This is a genomic window from Leucobacter sp. PH1c (assembly GCF_000633415.1).
GTDB lineage: Bacteria > Actinomycetota > Actinomycetes > Actinomycetales > Microbacteriaceae > Leucobacter.
On the sequence record NZ_AYMV01000030.1, the window covers coordinates 56,753 to 73,003 of the forward strand.

The following is a 16,251-nucleotide window of genomic DNA, read 5'->3' on the forward strand; positions in this document are numbered from 1 at the left end:
CCGGCCCGCACCCGGTTACGGGAGCAGCGCGAAACCGGACTCGTTGCGGGTCTTCCCGGCCGCCGCGAGCGCGATCTGCAGGAATCCCATGGCCTCCAGCTCTCGGGCGCGCGGCAGCGGGCCGACATCGACCGCGCGGAGCCCCGCGCCCTCGATGAGCCCCGCGACCGCGATCTTCGCCTCCGCGTAGTCGCCCGCGAAGAGCACGGTGGTGGGGGTCGTGCCGTTCGTGCCGCTCGTGAGCGTGTCGCCGAGGTTCACGTTGAACGCCTTCACGACGGCCGTGCCCGGCGGGAGGAGCCGCGCGAGCTCGGCCGCGGTGGAGGAGCCCCCGGGCAGCGCGAGCGGCTCGTAGGTGGTGAAATCGATCGGGTTGCTGATGTCGACCACCACGCGGTCGGCGAGCTGGTCGCGGTAGTGCTCGAGTACGCTCGGGTAGGCCACGAACGGGACGGCGAGCACCACGAGCTCGCCCGTGAGAGGCTCGCCGAGCGCGCTGTACGCGACACCCGGCAGCTCGCCCGAGCTGCTCGTCGTGCTGCGGCGGACGATCTGGGTGGGGGCGCCAGCCCGTGCGGCGACCGCGGCGAGCGCCGCGCTCATCTTCCCGCTGCCGATGATGCTGATCGAGGTCATGCGACCGGGGTCCTTTCGAATCGGGTGAGCGCCTGCTCGGCGACCTTCTGCGCGTCGTAGTCGAAGACGGCGCTGCGGCGGAAGTCGCGCCCCACGCGCAGATCGGCGTCGCGCTTCGCGAGATCCGCGAACTCGTGCTGCGCGTCGAACATCCAGCCGGAACGCCGCGAGCCGTGCTGCAGGATCGCGGTGCGCTGCATGCGCACGGCCGTGTAGCGCCGGAACGCCTCGGGAATGTCGGCCGGGGTCTTCGCGGCCCTGAGGAACGTGGCGAGCGCCATACTGTCCTCGATCGCCTGGTTCACCCCCTGCCCCTGGTGGGGCAGCATCGTGTGGGCGGCGTCGCCGAGCAGCGCGATCGGTCCCCGCGACCAGTTCGTGAGCGGCTCGTGGTCGAAGAGGCCCCACCAGAACGTCTCCTCGATCGCGTCGATGAACCGCGCGAGCCGGGGATCCCAGATGTCCGAGGAGAACTCGGCCGCGAGCTCGCTCACCTCCGCCGGTCCGGACCAGGGGCCGGCGAGCGGGCGGTCGCTCGGCACCCCGGCGACGAAGTTGAAGAGCTTTCGCTGCTTGAGCGGGTAGCACATGAAGTGGCGCTCATCGCCCATCCACACCTGGCTGATCATGGGCCAGTCCGCGGGTAGGCGCGCGGCGTCGACGACGCCGCGATAGACGATGTACCCCGAGTAGACCGGCTCGGGGAACTGGCCGATCGCGCGCCGCACGACCGAGTGAATGCCGTCGGCGCCGATCAGGGCATCGAACTCGGCCGTCTCGCCGTTCTCGAAGTCGAGGCGCACGCCGGCCCCCGAATGGTGGACAGCGGCCAGCCGATGCCCGAGCCGGATCGTGGCGGGGGCGACCTCGCTCGCGAGGACGCTGATCAGGTCGGGGCGGTACATGCCGATGTTGCGGTACTGCCGCGCCGAGTCCTCCCACGCGGCGTCGGTGACGAGGCCGCCCATCGAGTTCTGGTACACGCCGTGCCCGTCGGGGACCGCGCCCGCCTCGCGCACGCGGTCGAGCACCCCGAGAGCGTCGAGCACGCGCTGCGCGTTCGGCGCGACCGTGACCCCGGCGCCCACCTCGCCCAGGCGGCTCGCCTGCTCGAAGATGGTGACCTCGACGCCCGCGATCCGGGTCAGCGCGATGGCGGCGGTGAGGCCGCCCATCCCGCCCCCGATGATCGCGATGCTGGTGGATTGACTGACCATTGCTGCTCCTTCGTACTGCTGGTCAACGTGGAATGCTGCGGTGCGGGATCAAGCCGCGCGGCTCACGCTCGCGCGGCGAGCTCGCGCGCGGGTGCCGCCGGCGTGAACACCGTCGCGCCGCTCGCCTGCTCCGCCTCGTGGTCGGGGCCGAGCGGGATCCCGCTCCGATCCCGGAGGCAGAGGGTCGCCGCGCCGCCGAGGAGCGAGGCGAGGAGGAGGTACGCGGAGACGGCGATCGTCGATCCCGTCGATTCGAGCAGCATCTGCGCGATGAGGGGAGCGAACGCGCCGCCGAGGATCGCGCCGAGCGCGTAGGTGATGGAGACGCCCGAGAAGCGCACCGACGCGGGGAAGATCTCCGAGTACCACGCCGCGAGCGGGCCGTAGGTGAGGCCGAGGCTCGTGGAGATGAGCACGAGCGCCGCGTAGAGGCCCGGGAGGCCGCCGTGATCGACGAGCCAGAACACGGGGAACACGATGAGCGCCTGCAATGCGAAGCCGAGCAAGAAAGTGGTGCGGCGGCCGATCGTGTCGGCGAGGATGCCCGCGAGCAGCGTCGAGCCGAACCAGACGAGCGCCGCGAAGGCGGCCGCGATCAGCACGGCTGTGGTGTCGATCTGCTGCACGTTGATCGCGTAGTTGTTGAGGAAGCCGCCCGTGGTCATGTACCCGAGCGTGCCGTTGCCCGCGAACACGAGCGCGGCGAGCAGCACGAGGTGCCAGTGGCGGCGGAACAGTTCGAGCACCGGCACGCTGCTCTGCGCGCCGCGCTCGGCGATCTCGGTGAAGACGGGGCTCTCCTCGACGGAGCGGCGGATCACGAAGCCCACGGCGATGAGCACGATGCTCACGAGGAACGGCACGCGCCAGCCCCACTCGAGGTAGGCCGCGCCGGGGGAGATGAGGCCTGTCATGAGCGCGGTCATGCCGGAGGCGAGGAGGAAGCCGAGCGGCACCCCGAGCTGGGGCCAGGAGCCCGCGCGGCCCCGACGATCCGCGGGGGCGTGCTCGACGGCCATGAGCACGGCGCCGCCCCACTCGCCGCCCGCGGACAGGCCCTGCAGGATCCGGAGCACGAGGAGCATGATGGGCGCTGCAATGCCGATCTGGGCGTAGGTGGGCAGCACCCCGATGAGGGTCGTCGCCGCGCCCATGAGCACGAGGGTGATGACGAGCACCGCGCGTCGCCCGATCACATCGCCGAAGTGGCCGGCGAGGAACGCGCCGAGCGGGCGGAACAGGAAGGAGATGCCGACGGTGGCGAGCGAGAAGAGCAGGCCGAGTTCGCCGCCCGCGGGCTGGAAGAAGAGCTGCGCGAACACGAGGCCGGCGCTCGTGGCGTAGATGAAGAAGTCGTACCACTCGATCGTGGTGCCGATGATCGTCGCGAAGGCGATCCGGCGCAGCGAGGTGGAGCGGCCAGCGGCGGTGCCTGCTGTGGTGCCTGCGGAAGTGCCGGCGGAAGCGTCGGCGGCGGGGGAAGAAGTCATCGTGGTCCCTAACGTCATTGTCGGGCGCCGCAGCGGGGAGCTGGCGGCGGGTGACTCTCATGTTCCCGGCCCCGGCTCTCCGTGTAAATCACAGTAATATGAGGAACAAGTTCGGTTGAACTGAAGTAACCCGAGGGAGGTGCGGCGAAGTGGCCGACGTCAGCCTGCGCCAACTGGAGCTCTTCGCCGAGCTGCCCAACTTCACCACGCTCAGCGCGGCCGCCGCGCACCTGCACATCTCGGAGTCGGCGCTCTCCCAGGCCATCACGGTGCTCGAACACACCGTCGGCGAGCAGCTCTGCGTCCGGCGGAAGGCGCGCGGCCTCACCCTCACGCCCACGGGGCAGGAGTTCGCGCGGCAGGCGCGGCGGATCGTGGCCGACACCCGGGAGCTCGTGCTCAGCGCGGGCCGGGGCGAGGAGCTCCGGGGCCCCGTGAAGCTCGGCTGCTACTCCACCTTCGCGTCGAACGTGGTGCCCGAGCTGCTCGAAGGCTTCCCGCAGCGGCATCCCGGCGTACAGGTCGAGATCCTCGTGGGCACGAACGAGAAGCTCCTCGCCGAGCTGCAGGGCGGGCGCCTCGACGTCGCCCTCGTGTACGACGTCTCCCTGCCCGCGGGGTATCGCCGCAGGAACATCTACGAGACGCGGCTCGAAGCGCACCTCCACCCGGAGCACCCCCTCGCCGCGGCCGACGCGATCGACCTGGCCGAGCTGGCGCCCGAGCCCTACATCCAGTTCGACGCGACCCCCGGCACCACGAACGTGCTCGACGCGTTCGCGGCGCGCGGCCTAGAGCCGGACATCGCCGCGAGCGTGACCGAGATCGGACTCGTGCAGGCGCTCGTGGCGCGTGGCCTCGGCTACGGGCTGCTGATGTCGCGGCCCCACGTGCTGCCGCTGAGCCTCGAGGGGCGCCCCGTCGTGATCCGGCCGCTCGACCCGCCCGTCACCGTCTCGCACGTCGTGGGGATCTGGCCCCGCGACACCGGGCTCACGCCCCGCGCCTCCGCGCTGCTCGACTTCGCGGAGGAGCAGTTCGGCGCCGCCCCGCTCAGTGCCGCCCCGCTCAGCGCCGGGTCGCGAAGCGCGAGAGCTCGCGCCGGTTCGAGTGCCGCGTCTTCTTGAGCGCGTTCGCGATGTGGTTCTCCACCGTGCGCCGGCTGATGCCGAGCCGCTCCGCGATCTCGTGGTTCGTGAGTTCGCCCGCGAGGACCGCGACCTGCTGCTCCCGGGTGCTCAGCACGGTCGCGTCGTCCTCGCTCAGCTGCGTGGGCGCCTGGCGGTCCAGCACGAGCGTAACGATCTCCTCGAGCGCCCGGGCGAGCTCATCGGCCCCGCGACTGCGCGCGTCGCGGAACGCGGCCCCGAAGAGCCGGATCAGGAGATCGGCGTCGTCCTCCTCCGCTGAGAGAGCCTGCCCCCACGCCCGCAGCTCGGTCACGTCGCCGGCCTCGACGAGCCGCGCGCCGGCCGCCGCCGCAGCGTAGAGCGGCAGCGGAGTCTCCTCGTGGCTCGCGAGAAACGCCGCGGCGAGCTCGGCGCTCCACTGGATCGTGAGCGCGGTCACGGCCGTCTGCTGCGCGCCGACGCGGTAGCCGAGCTCGCGGCTGCGCGTCACGACCGAGACCGAGTCGCGTGCGAAACTCGGCGGGGTGTCCGAGTGCCGGATCACGGTGTCGAGGAACTCGAGGCTCATGCCGAGGAACGGGCCGATCGAGGGGATCCGCGCGGCGGCCTCGCGGAGGAGGCTGTCGCGCAGCGCGTGCTGGTTGTTGAAGTGGGCGGCACCCGCCTCCATGTTGAAGAGTGCGCCGTAGAACGCGCTCAGCTCGCCGCGCGGGGCGCCGACGACGGTGCCCTCCGAGAGGTACTGGTGCATCCGCTCGGTGGCGCCGAGGTGGTGGGCGCAGACGGCGGCCCAGTAGCTGAGCACGCAGAACTGGGTGCGATCGGACCGCTCCCGCGCGTCGAGCCTGCGCTCGAGCGTGAGGCGGAGCGCGTCGCGCACGCGGCCGTCGAAGAGCAGCTTCGCGGAGGCGATGCAGGCCGGGATCGCGGCAAGCGCCGCGCGCGACCGGGCGAGTTCGAGCAGTTCCTCGACCCGGTCAAGCTCGCCGCGCGCGAGCGCCGCGACCATGCTCCCCGTGAGCGTGAACGCCTCGCCCGGCGCGGTCGCCGCCGCGCCGAGCTGGGCGAGCTCGGGCACGCCCTGCCCCGTGAACACCGAGACGGTGGCGTCCGCGCCGAGGAGCGCCGACTCGTGCAACGGGTTGAGTGAGCGCAGCTGCTCGAGCAGCGCGTCGGCTCCCGCCTCGTCGTGCTCTTGGAGCCGCAGCCACTGCATGCGGCGCACCGCGTACTCGAGGTGGGCGGCGGACTGGCCGATCCGCGTGCCGTGCGGGGTCTGGCGGAACACGCGGCGCACGTGCTCGGCCTCCCGCGGCAGACCGAGCGCGAGCCGCAGGTAGGTGAGCGCGTTCGCGAGCGTGGGCGCGATGCGCCAGGCGCGGAGCGCCTCCTGGGCGGCGCGGACCTCGTGATCGGCGAACTCCTTCGCGAGCATGGCGAGGCTGTTCCCGGCGGCGTCGGTGGTGTGCTGCCCGTGGCGGGCCACGGCGTCCTCGGGGAACGCGGTGTGCGCGTCCGCGGAGTACTGGTGGCGGCTCGCGAGGATCGGCGGCCAGACCTGCACGAGAAGCGCGCCCTGCGCCCCCATCTGCGCCGCGAAGTGCTGCTCAAAGACGCGGCGCAGCACGCTCGCCGAGAAGCGCTCGGTCACCGATTCGAGCGGGGTGGGGCCGTTCTCGGCCAGCCAGGACACGAGCTCCTGCTCCTCCGGTTCGAGCTCGGCGACGAGCCCGCTGAGGAGCGGCCCGAGGTGGGTGTTCCACAGCCGGAGGTTGCGGGCCTGCCACGAGCCGTTCGTGAAGATCAGCAGCTCGGCGTGCCGCGCGCTCTCGGCGAGCGCGACGGTGAGGCCCACGTTGCCGCCGACCTTGCCGTAGATCTGGGCGTGCGCGTGCGGGTCGACGGGCCCGCCGAGGACCGATTGGAGCAGCAGCGCGCTCGTCGCGAGATCGACCTCGGGGATCGCGAGCACGTGCTCGGGCCAGAGTGCGGGGAACTCGTCGTCGCGGCTGCGCCCCGTGACCTCCGTCGTGATGACCCGCACGCCGACCCGCTGGCGCACGGCCGAGACGACCCGGAGCGAGAGCGAGTCGGCGAGGTTCACGTTGTCGATCGCGATGATGTCGCGCGCCGAGAGCACCGATGCGAGCGTGTCGACCACCGTGTACAGATTGTGCCTGCGCTGCGAGATGGCGAGCGATTCGAAGAGCTGCTCGAGTACGTAGCCCGGCTGCTGCCGTGACAGCTGATCGCCCGCGGCCTGGAACACATTGTGCCCCGTCAGTTCGAGCGCCTCGACGATGCCGCGCAGCACCGTCGACCGCCCGCTCAGTCGGCGGCCGAGCACGCGGATGCTGCGGCCCGCTCGGGCCGCCTCGACGGCATCCTGCACGTTCTGGTCAAACACGAGCATGGTCGGCTCCCTCGGGTCTCGGGTGTGCGGGGGCGGCGCGCGTGCCGTCCGCCGGGGCGGCTGCGCATACCGTGCCTCGTCGCGGGCGGGATCGCGGCCAGCGGCGAGACCCCGCACGTGGCGGGACCCTGCAAGTGTTGACCGGGGGCCGTGCGGTGAGTGTGACGGGGGAGCGGCGCTAGGTGCCGGCAGGGCGCGCTCGCGCAGGCCCGTCGCGGTTTGCGCACGGGCCGGGGGCCGAAGCGCAGCTCGAATGAGTGTGGGGCTCGGTCGACTGAGTGTCGTCGCCGCTCGTCCGTGGGTGTCGTGGCGGGTGTGGTGGCGGTGTTGTGGCGGGCGGCGCGCGGGCGCCGCCGACCGGGGACCGCTACCGGGTGAGCAGCAGCTCCGCGAGCTCCGCCCGGTTCGTGAGCCCCGTCTTGCGCAGCGCGTTCGAGATGTGATTCTCCACCGTGCGCTTGCTGAGGCGCAGGCGCTCGGCGATCTCCAGGTTCGAGAGCTGCCCGCCGAGGCGGCCGATCTCGCGCTCACGGGCGCTCAACTGCGCGAGTGCGCGCTCCGCGGCCGAGTAGCCCACGGCCTCGCCGAACTCCGCCGTGATGATGCTCAGCAGTTCCTCGGCGATCTCGGAGTCGGCGCCGGGCACGGGGCCGGATCCCGCCTGCGCCGCGACCCGTGGAGCATCCGCTGCCGCTCGCACCGCTTCGGCCGCAGTCTCCGCGTCGGCAGCAGTCCCAGCATCGGGAGCAGTTTCAGTACCGGGAGCAGATTCAGCACCGGCAGCCGTCTCCGGCTCGGGCGCGATCGCCTCGGCGCGGAACGCGCGGAGCGCGGCCCCGAGCATGCGGAGCAGCAGCGCACGATCCTCGGCGTCGTCTCCGGCCTCGGCGAGCACGGCGCGTACCCCAGCGAGGTCCCGCGCGAGCAGCCGCTCCGTCACCGCGACCGCTCGCGCATAGGCGGGGAGGTGCACGCGCTCGGCCGCGCGGAGGAGGGCGTGCGCGAGCTCGGCCCGCCACACCAGTTCGAGCCCGGTCACCGCGGTCTGCACCGCGCCCACGAGGAAGTTGCGAGAGAGGCGGGCCTCCACGCACGCGCTCGCGAGGGCACCGAAGCGATCCGGATCGTCGGAGTGCTGCACCGTCGCCGTGATGAAATCGGTGCCCATCCCGAGGTACGGCCCGGTCTCGGGGGCGTAGCTCGTAGCCTCGCGGAGCAGCGAGTCGCGCAGCGCGGTCTGCCCCGTGAAGTGCGCCGCCCCGGCCCGGATGGTGAGGAAGGCGCTGTAGACGATGCCCCAGACGACGCGCGGCCGCCCGACCACGGCCGCCTCCGAGAGCACCCGGTCCAGCAGTTCGTACTCCCCGAGGTGCTGCGCGCAGAGCGCGGACACGTAGGAGAGAATGCAGAACTCCGCGCGGTCGAGCCTCCTGCGCGCGTCTTCGCGGCTCAGTTCAGCGAGCTCGAGCGCGGCGCGCACCTCGCCGTTCAGGAGGAGCACCGCGGGCTCCAAGTACGCAGCGATCGGGCGGAAGTCCGGGCGATCGCCTGCCGCCTCGAGCCCGGCGCGGACCCGCGGCAGATCGCCCCGCACGAGCGCGAGCCCGAGCGAGACGGAGACGAGCGAGACGTCGGCGTTCGCGAAGTCGATGTGCTCGGGCGCGCTCGGAGCCGGTTCGCCGTTCAGCACGCCGAGGGCCGCGGCTCCCGTGCGCAGCGTGAACTCGTGCTCGGGGAGGAGCGCGATGGATGCCTCGAGCAGCTCACGCGCGGCCGCAGGATCTCGCTCTTCGAACAGCAGCCAGTCCAGCTTGCGGAACGCGAGCAGCACGTTCTCCGGCGCCGAGCGGCGCTGCGGATCGAAGCGGGTGCGCGCGAGCACGGTGCGCACCCGCGCGGTCTCCGCGGGCATGCCCATCGCGGTCTGGAGGTAGTGGATCGCGTTGCGGAGGGTGGGGGTGAGGCTCCAACTGCGGTACGCGGACGCGGCGAGCTCCTCGTCGTGCACCGCAAAGGCGCGGGCGAGGAGCGCGAGCGGGTGCGACGGGCGTTCCCCGAGCAGTACCTCGCCGAGGCCGCTCACGTCGTCCCCGGGGCCCGATCGCGTCGCGCCGACGCGCGGTGCCGCCCGGAAGCGCTGCGCGAGGAGCGGCGGCCACACCTGCACGAGTTCGGACTCGCTGAGCCCCGCGGGGGCGACGAACTTCAGTTGCAGCACCCGCGCGAGCGTGGCCGCGTCTGCGCGGGTGCGGGCCTCCTCGATCGTCACGGGACCGTCGGCCGCGATCCACTCGATGAGCCCGCGCTCCTCCGGCGCGAGCTCGGTGAGCAGGCCGTCGAGCAGCGGGGCGACGTGCGGATTCCAGAGCTCGCCGTTCGGGGCGCGCCACTGAGCGCCCTCGCGGACGAGGAGCCCGGCGGTGCGGGCGGAATCCGCGAGGGCGAGGAGCAGCCCGAGCACCCCGCCCGAGCTGCTGAAGAGCAGCGTGAGCGTGCGCTGCTCGACCGGTTCGCCGAGCAGATCCTGGAGGACCGCGGCGGTGCGCGGCAGATCGAGATCCGGCACCGGCACGACCGTCTCGGGCCAGACCGTGGGCAGCTCGGCGTCGCGCAGCCGGCCCGCGCACTCGGTCAGCACGATGCGGAAACCGAGGCGCTGGCGCAGTGCGGCGATCGCGCGGAGGGAGAGTGCGTCGATGAGGTGGGGATCGTCGAGCGCGAACACGTCGTCCGCGGTGAGCGCTGCGGCGAGCGCGTCGACGGTCGAGGCGAGATCCCGCGCCCGCGGAGTGACGCCGAGCCCGCTGCGCAGGTGCTCGAGCACGTAGCCGGGCTGCTCGGCGGCGAGCCGATCGCCCGCGGCCGAGATGACGCGCACACCGGTGCTCTCGAGCTCGGCGACGGCGGTGCGGAGCACGGTGCTGCGCCCGCTCAGGCGCTTGCCGGTGATGCGCACGTTGCGGCCCGCGCGCACCGCCGCGAGCGCGTCTGCCACCACCTGATCCAGAACGGCCATCGTGCTGCGCCCCCTCCCGGAGCCTCGGCGGGAGCGCCCGGCCTCCTGTGCGGCAGCTTAGAGGCTCCTGGCCTGGCGCGCGTGGATCCCGCGCCGGGGTGGGGTGGGGCTGGGGCGGGGTGGCGCTGGGGGCTCGGGTGCTCGGGGTGACGGGCGAACCGCGCGAATCGGGGCGTACCGGTGCAAACTGCAACTTTGTTCGAGTTTGGGTGAGTATCGAGGGGTCAAACCGGGGCAAAGTCGCCCCAATCTTCCCGCTGGCCGGGATCCCGCCTGGAACGCGAGCCCCGATCCCTGCCCGCGGCCGAGCACCGCACACCCTCGGGCCCCTGGCTCCTCGCCACGGTCGGGATCCCGCTGCTCCGCGCCCGGCGGGAGCGGACCGCGCAGCGATTACAATGACCCCATGCAGAGCCAGCGCCTGCGGGGGCAGACGGCCTCCGGCTTCCGGGAGTGGGACATCGCGTTCGACGCCGACGGCGCCGCGGAGATCCCCGAGGCGTTCGCGCGCCTCCGCCCGTACGCGGAGCGGTTCCGTACCCTCGGTGTCGCCACGCTCCGCTTCGTGCTGCGCGACGGCGACGCCTGGTGGCGCGTGGCGCTGTGCGCCCCGGGGCTCGCGGAGCACCAGGCCGCGGCCGGTCAGTTCGCCCCCGTCGACCGCGTCTCGCTCGCCCTCGAGTATGGGCCGGGCGCCCCGGGCGGGCTGTCGAACCGCGAGATCGAGATCGCTACGCTCATCGCGGCAGGCCTCGCCGACAAGGAGATCGCGCAGCGCCTCGGCACGAGCCCCCGCACGGTGTCCACGCAGATCAGTCGGCTCCTGATGCGGCACGGGCTACCGACGCGCTCCGCGCTCGCCGCAGTCGTGGCCGATGAGGGGTGGGCGCTGCTCCCGGTGCCGGGGGAGCCCCTGCGGGATCCGGTCCTCCCGGTCTTCGCGCTCGACGCCGCCGGGCGCGCGTCGAGCCGGCACCCCCGCCCGTTCGCCGAGCCGAGTCGCGCGCCGCGCCCCACGCGGGCACCGCTGCGCATCGGCCTCCTCGTGACGGACGGCTCGTTCGCCGACGATGGGCGGGAAGCCGCGCACGGGGCCGAGCTCGCCCTCGCCCAGATGACCCAGATGCACCGCGGCGCTCAGGGGCGCCCGTTCGAACCGGTGCGGATCGCGATCGACCCGCTCTCCGCTGACTCCGTGGCGGCGGGCCTCGCCCGGCTCGCCTCCGAGGACGTCGACGCGATCCTCAGCACCTACGCGAGCGCCCTCGCCCCCGAGATCTTCGATTTCGCCTCCGACTACCACCGGCCCTTCCTGCACACGAACTCGTGGACGGATTCCGCGCTCCGGGTCGCGCAAGATCCCACGCGCTTCGCCCACACCTTCCAGACCTCGCCGACCGAGCGCTCGTACACCTCGGGCCTGCGCGCCCACCTGGTGCGTGCGCGGGAAACGGGGCAGCTGGGTGCCCCGCGCGTCTCCATCATCGAACTCGACGGCTACGGCTGCTCGCTCTCCGCGGGCGGGATCCATGAGGAGCTCGATGCGAGCGGGATTACGGTCGACGCCACGGTCGGCGTGGGGCTCACGATCGGCGATGCCGACGCGATCGCCGCCGAGGCGCTGCGCACCGCGCCCGGCCTCGTGATCGTGTCGCACCTCGACGTGGAGGTGGCGATCGAGCTGCAGCGCGCGCTGCGCCGCGTCTCCGTGGAGACCCCCGTGTTCCACCTGTACACGCCCTCGATCCCGCGCTTCTTCGACGAGCTCGGCGACGACGGGAACGGGGTCATCTGGTCGACCACCACCGGTCGCACGGGGGACCTGCTCGGTCAGCGCTTCGCCGAGGGGTACACGCGCAGCTTCGGCCGCGCCCCCGGCTGGAGCCAGGCGAGTGCCGCCTTCGATCAGGCCCAGCTGCTCGCCCAGGCGTTCCTCTTCTCCGGATCGCGCCGGGCCGATGACGTGTCCGACGCGCTCCGACTCATGGTGCACCGCGGGGTGAACGGCACCTACGCCCTCGGCACGCCGGGCCAGACGGTCGCGGGCTACCCCTTCGACTCAGCCGACGCGACCCTCACCACCAGAACCGTGACCTACCGATACTCCGGCGGTCGCATGTCGGTCCTCGACTGAGGCGGCGGGCTGGGCAGACTCCGTCGGCCAGCCCGGCCCAGCCCGATCCAGCCCGGCCCAGCCAGCAGCACCGCTACAGCACGGACTGGCCGCCGTCGACGGGCAGCACCGCCCCGCTGATGTAGGCCGCCTCGGGGGAGGCGAGGAAGACGCACGCCTCGGCCACCTCGGGGGCCGTGCCCTCGCGACGGAGCGGCACCCGCTGCGCAAAGAACGCGGACGCCGCCGCGGGGTCGTCGGTCAGCGTGGTCATGGCGGTGTCGATCACGCCGGGGGCCACCGCGTTGACGCGGATGCCGAGAGCCCCGAGCTCTGCGGCGAGCTGCCCGGTCAGCGAGGACACGGCGCCCTTCGACGAGGAATAGGCAGCGCTCGGCTCGTGGTCGTCCCCGCGGATCGCTCCGATACTCGAGAGGAGCACGATCGCGCGGTCGCCGGAGCCGCTCCGCATTCGGCGCGCCGCTTCGCGCGCGACCAGGAAGCTGCCGCGCGCGTTCACCCCGAGCACGCCGTCCCAGGCCGCAGCCGAGGTCTCGGTGAGCGGGGTGACCCGGTAGACGCCTGCGCAGTGCACGACGGCGTCGGGGCCCTCGGGCCAGAGCGCATCGAGCGCGGCGAACGCCCGCTCCACCGAGTCCTCGTCAGCGACGTCGCACTGGAGGATCGGGAACGGGCCGGGGCGGGCCGCCGGATCTGCTCCTCCTGCGCGCGGGGCTTCCGCGAGCGGGGTCCCCGCGAGATCGAGTCCCGCGACCTCCCAGCCGCGGCGGAGCGCGACGGCCGCGGTCGCCGCCCCGATCCCCGCGCCGGCGCCCGTGACGAGGAGCCGTCGTGCGCGGGGCGCGGGCGACTGGCGGGCGGGCTCCTGCGCTGCGCCGGGCAAAGCCGTGCCGTATCCGGCCGTCCCGGATCCGGCCGTCCCGACGCTGGGCGCTCCTGATGCTGCTCCTGTGGTCATGAGATCTGGACTCCTCCGTTGATGTTGAGCGTCTGCCCGGTGATGTACCCCGCCGCCTCGGACAGCAGGAATGACACTCCCGCGGCGATGTCGGCGGGCGAACCGTGGCGTTCGAGGGGGATGAGCGCGCGCACGGCTGCGGCCTGCGCGTCGAACGAGGTGCCCGCGCGCTGTGCGCGGAACGCGAGCTCCTCGCGGTGCATGTCGGTCATGATGTATCCGGGCGCGATCGAGTTGACCGTCATCGCGGGCGCGAGTTCGAGCGCCAGCGCGTGCATGAGCCCCTGCACGGCACCCTTCGAGGAGATGTATGGTGCCGCGCCCGGAACGGGCTGCTGCGCGAAGAGGGAGCCGAGGAGCACGATCCGGCCGCGTCCCCCGTGCGCCCGGATGTGCGGCACGGCGGCCCGCACCGCGTGGGCAGCGCCGAAGTAGTTGATGTCCATTACCTCGCGGATCGCGTCGAGCGGCAGCTCCGCGAAGACGCCGTCCGGGCCGCCGATCGCGGCGTTCGCGACGACGGCGTCGAGCCGCCCGAAGCGGGCGACCACCGCTGCCGTCGCCTCCGCGAGCTGCGCGGCATCGCGCACGTCGGCGCAGACGGGGTGCACACGGGCGGGATCGTCTCCGGCGCCCGGTGTGGGCAGCTCACGATCGATCGCACCCACGCGCCAGCCCTCCGCGCTGAGACGCTCGACCACCGCGCGGCCGATGCCGCGTGACGCCCCGGTGACGATCGCCACGGGAGGCGGCCCGCCGGGCGTGGCTTCTCGGGGCTGTGGTGCGTCGGTGCCGGGAGCGGGCATCGGGTCCTCGTTTCTTCGCGTGCGGGGCGGCGCCGATCGCTGCGAGCGCAGCGCCGGGCCTCCCACGAGTCAACGCGACGCGGGACCCGTCGGCAATCCGCAAGATTGCGTACTGCCCGGCTGCGTAGGATTACGCATTGCTCGAGACGCGAGGCGTCGGCGAAGGTTGCAGATGCGATCCCGCTCCGTCGCGGGTGACATCCCAGAAAGGACCCACAGCGATGTCGTCCTCATCGACCGTTTCCGACGCCGCCCAGGCGACGGACGGCGTCGGCCTCCGCCGCACGCTCAACCTGCCCACCCTGATCCTGTTCGGGATCAGCTACATGTCTCCCGTCGCGGTGTTCACGACGTACGGGCTCATCAACCAGCAGACCGAGGGGCACCTTCCGGCGACCTACCTCGTCGCCACCGCGGCCATGCTCCTCACCGCCTACAGCTACGGGCGCATGGTCGCCTCGATCCCCACCGCGGGATCCGCCTACCGCTACGCCCGCCACGCGTTCGGCCCGAATATCGGGTTCATGACCGGCTGGACGCTCATGCTCGACTATCTCTTCCTCCCGATGGTGAGCTTCCTGCTCGCCGGCGTCTACCTGAACTCGATCCTGCCCGGCGTGCCCGCCTGGATCTTCAGCCTCGCCCTCCTCTCGATCGTGCTCGTCCTCAACATCCTCGGAGTGAAGCTCGTCAGCCGCGTCTCCGCGGTCATCATGGGGCTCACCGCCATCGTGATCGGCGTCTTCGTGGTGCTCGGCTTCGCACGGGCCGAGGTCGAGCCCGGCCAGCTGTTCGCCTCGTTCACGCCCGGTTCGGAGCAGTTCCCGCTCATCGTCGCGGGCGCCGCGATCCTCGCGTTCAGCTTCCTCGGCTTCGACGGCATCTCGACGATGGCCGAAGAGACCAAGGATCCCCGAAAGACCGTGCCGCGCGCCACCCTCCTCGCCACGCTCATTGCGGGACTGCTCTTCGCGCTCGTCGCGTGGGCGGGGAACCTCGCGCACCCCGGCACCGACTACGCGAACCCGGATGCTGCGGGGGTAGAGATCATGGTGCAGCTCGGCGGGCAGGTGTTCGGCGTCATCTTCGTGATCGTCTACGTGCTCGGCTGCTTCGCCTCCGCGATGGTGTCGCAGGCGAGTGTGTCGCGCATCATGCTCGCGATGGGTCGCGACCGCGTACTGCCGCGCCAGCTCGGCATCGTGCACCCGCGCTGGCAGACGCCGGTCGTGGCGCTCGTGGTCGTCGCGGTGGTGGCGCTGCTCTCGACGGTGCTCACGATCGAGCAGGCCGTCGTCATGATCAACTTCGGCGCGCTCGCCGCTTTCTCCATGGTGAACCTGAGCGTCATGAAGCACTACCTCGTGGATCGAGCGGAGCGCTCGTTCTCGTCGCTCCTGCGGCACGGCCTGATCCCGCTGCTCGGATTCGGCGTGACCGCCTGGCTGTGGACGCAGCTCACGGGCCCTGCCTTCATCGTCGGCTTCATCTGGGTCGCGATCGGTCTCGGCTACCTGCTGTGGAATACGCGGGGATTCACCCGTCGCATGGCCGACACCGACTTCAGCGAGACGGGGGACCGCGCATGATCGCCTACCCGGACGGTGCGCGCTTCGGGGCAACGATCTCCTTCGACTTCGACGCCGAGGAGGTGTGGATCGGCGAGGACCCCGCCAACGCGGAGCGGCCCGGCGTGCTCTCCCAGGGCGCGTACGGCGCCCGCGTCGGTACGCCGCTGATCCTCGACCTCCTCGCGCGCCTCGACGTCACCGCGGCGTTTTACGTGAGCGGCCGCGACGCCCTGCGCCACCCGGAAGCGATCCGCAGCATCATCGCGGCCGGCCATGAGGTGGCCCATCACGGGCACAGCCATGTCTCGCCGACGCGCATGGATCGCGACACCGAAGCGCGCGAGCTCGCGGCCGGCCTCGAGGTGCTGCGCGACCTCGGTGCGACGGTCACGGGATACCGGTCGCCGAGCTGGGAGTTCTCGGCGCACACGCTCGACCTCATCACCGAGGCTGGCTTCGCCTACTCCTCGAATCTGCTCAACGACATTCGTCCCTATCGGCACGACACCCATCCCATGGTCGAACTGCCCATCTCGTGGATCTTGGATGACGCCCCGCACTTCTGGTTCGCGAATGACACGTGGGAGAAGACGATCCGCTCCCCGCGCGAGGTGTGGGAGGTGTGGGAGCCCGAGATCGAAGGGATCGCGGACCTCGGCGGGCATGTCATGCTCACCTTCCACCCGATGATCTCGGGGCGGCCCTCGCGCCTGCCGCTGATCGAACGGGCGATCATGAAGCTCCGTGAGCTCGGTGCATGGATCGGCACGGGCGCAGAGACTGCGGCGCTGCCCGGGATCCCGGTGCTCACGGGAGCCCTGCCCGCGGCCGAGCCGCCTGCCGCGTTGCCTGCCGCGTCGGCTTGACGGGGCGGGTGGCG

General features: G+C 72.2%; 11 protein-coding genes. 4 read left to right on the forward strand and 7 right to left on the reverse strand.

The genetic code is table 11. From position 1 onward, the window contains the following. Nucleotides 1-15 precede the first annotated feature (15 nt). From U874_RS0110810 to U874_RS0110820, 3 genes are all read right to left on the reverse strand, one after another. Entirely contained in the window at nt 16-636 is a 621-nt protein-coding gene (locus U874_RS0110810) for an NADPH-dependent F420 reductase (protein WP_025134559.1), read from the reverse strand. Further along, nucleotides 633-1,853 carry an NAD(P)/FAD-dependent oxidoreductase gene (locus U874_RS0110815; RefSeq protein ID WP_025134560.1) on the reverse strand — a complete coding sequence of 407 codons (1,221 nt, stop codon included), beginning with the start codon at nt 1,851-1,853 and terminating at the stop codon, nt 633-635. Before U874_RS0110815 ends, U874_RS0110810 begins: the two co-directional genes overlap by 4 nt. A 62-nt stretch (nt 1,854-1,915) precedes the next feature. Then, nucleotides 1,916-3,343: an MFS transporter gene (locus U874_RS0110820; protein ID WP_025134561.1), complete on the reverse strand. Its 1,428-nt coding sequence runs from the start codon at nt 3,341-3,343 to the stop codon at nt 1,916-1,918. A gap of 149 nt (nt 3,344-3,492) precedes the next feature. Between U874_RS0110820 and U874_RS0110825 the strand changes: the two genes are divergently transcribed. Continuing rightward, entirely contained in the window at nt 3,493-4,470 is a 978-nt protein-coding gene (locus U874_RS0110825; RefSeq protein ID WP_025134562.1) for a LysR substrate-binding domain-containing protein, read from the forward strand. Here the strand turns inward: U874_RS0110825 and U874_RS14840 are convergent. Next, nucleotides 4,412-6,886, reverse strand: a complete 2,475-nt coding sequence (locus U874_RS14840; RefSeq protein WP_025134563.1) for a LuxR C-terminal-related transcriptional regulator — start codon at nt 6,884-6,886, stop codon at nt 4,412-4,414. The genes U874_RS0110825 and U874_RS14840 overlap by 59 nt on opposite strands. Nucleotides 6,887-7,253: 367 nt before the next feature. Next, nucleotides 7,254-9,902, reverse strand: coding sequence for a helix-turn-helix transcriptional regulator (locus tag U874_RS14395; protein ID WP_025134564.1), 2,649 nt, complete (start codon nt 9,900-9,902; stop codon nt 7,254-7,256). Nucleotides 9,903-10,308: 406 nt separating this feature from the next. Between U874_RS14395 and U874_RS0110840 the strand changes: the two genes are divergently transcribed. After that, entirely contained in the window at nt 10,309-12,036 is a 1,728-nt protein-coding gene (locus U874_RS0110840; RefSeq protein ID WP_025134565.1) for an ABC transporter substrate-binding protein, read from the forward strand. Nucleotides 12,037-12,109: 73 nt separating this feature from the next. Here U874_RS0110840 and U874_RS0110845 read toward each other — a convergent pair whose 3' ends face one another. Both U874_RS0110845 and U874_RS0110850 read right to left on the reverse strand, forming a co-directional pair. Continuing rightward, nucleotides 12,110-12,994 carry an SDR family NAD(P)-dependent oxidoreductase gene (locus tag U874_RS0110845; RefSeq protein ID WP_081809991.1) on the reverse strand — a complete coding sequence of 295 codons (885 nt, stop codon included), beginning with the start codon at nt 12,992-12,994 and terminating at the stop codon, nt 12,110-12,112. Beyond that, complete coding sequence (locus tag U874_RS0110850; protein WP_081809992.1) at nt 12,991-13,800, reverse strand: SDR family NAD(P)-dependent oxidoreductase; 810 nt, start codon at nt 13,798-13,800, stop codon at nt 12,991-12,993. Before U874_RS0110850 ends, U874_RS0110845 begins: the two co-directional genes overlap by 4 nt. Before the next feature lie 221 nt (nt 13,801-14,021). On the opposite strand from U874_RS0110850, the gene U874_RS0110855 reads away from it, so the two are divergent. Then, on the forward strand, nt 14,022-15,389 hold the full coding sequence (locus U874_RS0110855; protein WP_025134568.1) for an APC family permease: 1,368 nt from the start codon (nt 14,022-14,024) through the stop codon (nt 15,387-15,389). Next, nucleotides 15,386-16,237, forward strand: coding sequence for a polysaccharide deacetylase (locus U874_RS0110860; protein WP_051582889.1), 852 nt, complete (start codon nt 15,386-15,388; stop codon nt 16,235-16,237). Before U874_RS0110855 ends, U874_RS0110860 begins: the two co-directional genes overlap by 4 nt. The last annotated feature ends 14 nt before the right edge of the window (nt 16,238-16,251 follow it).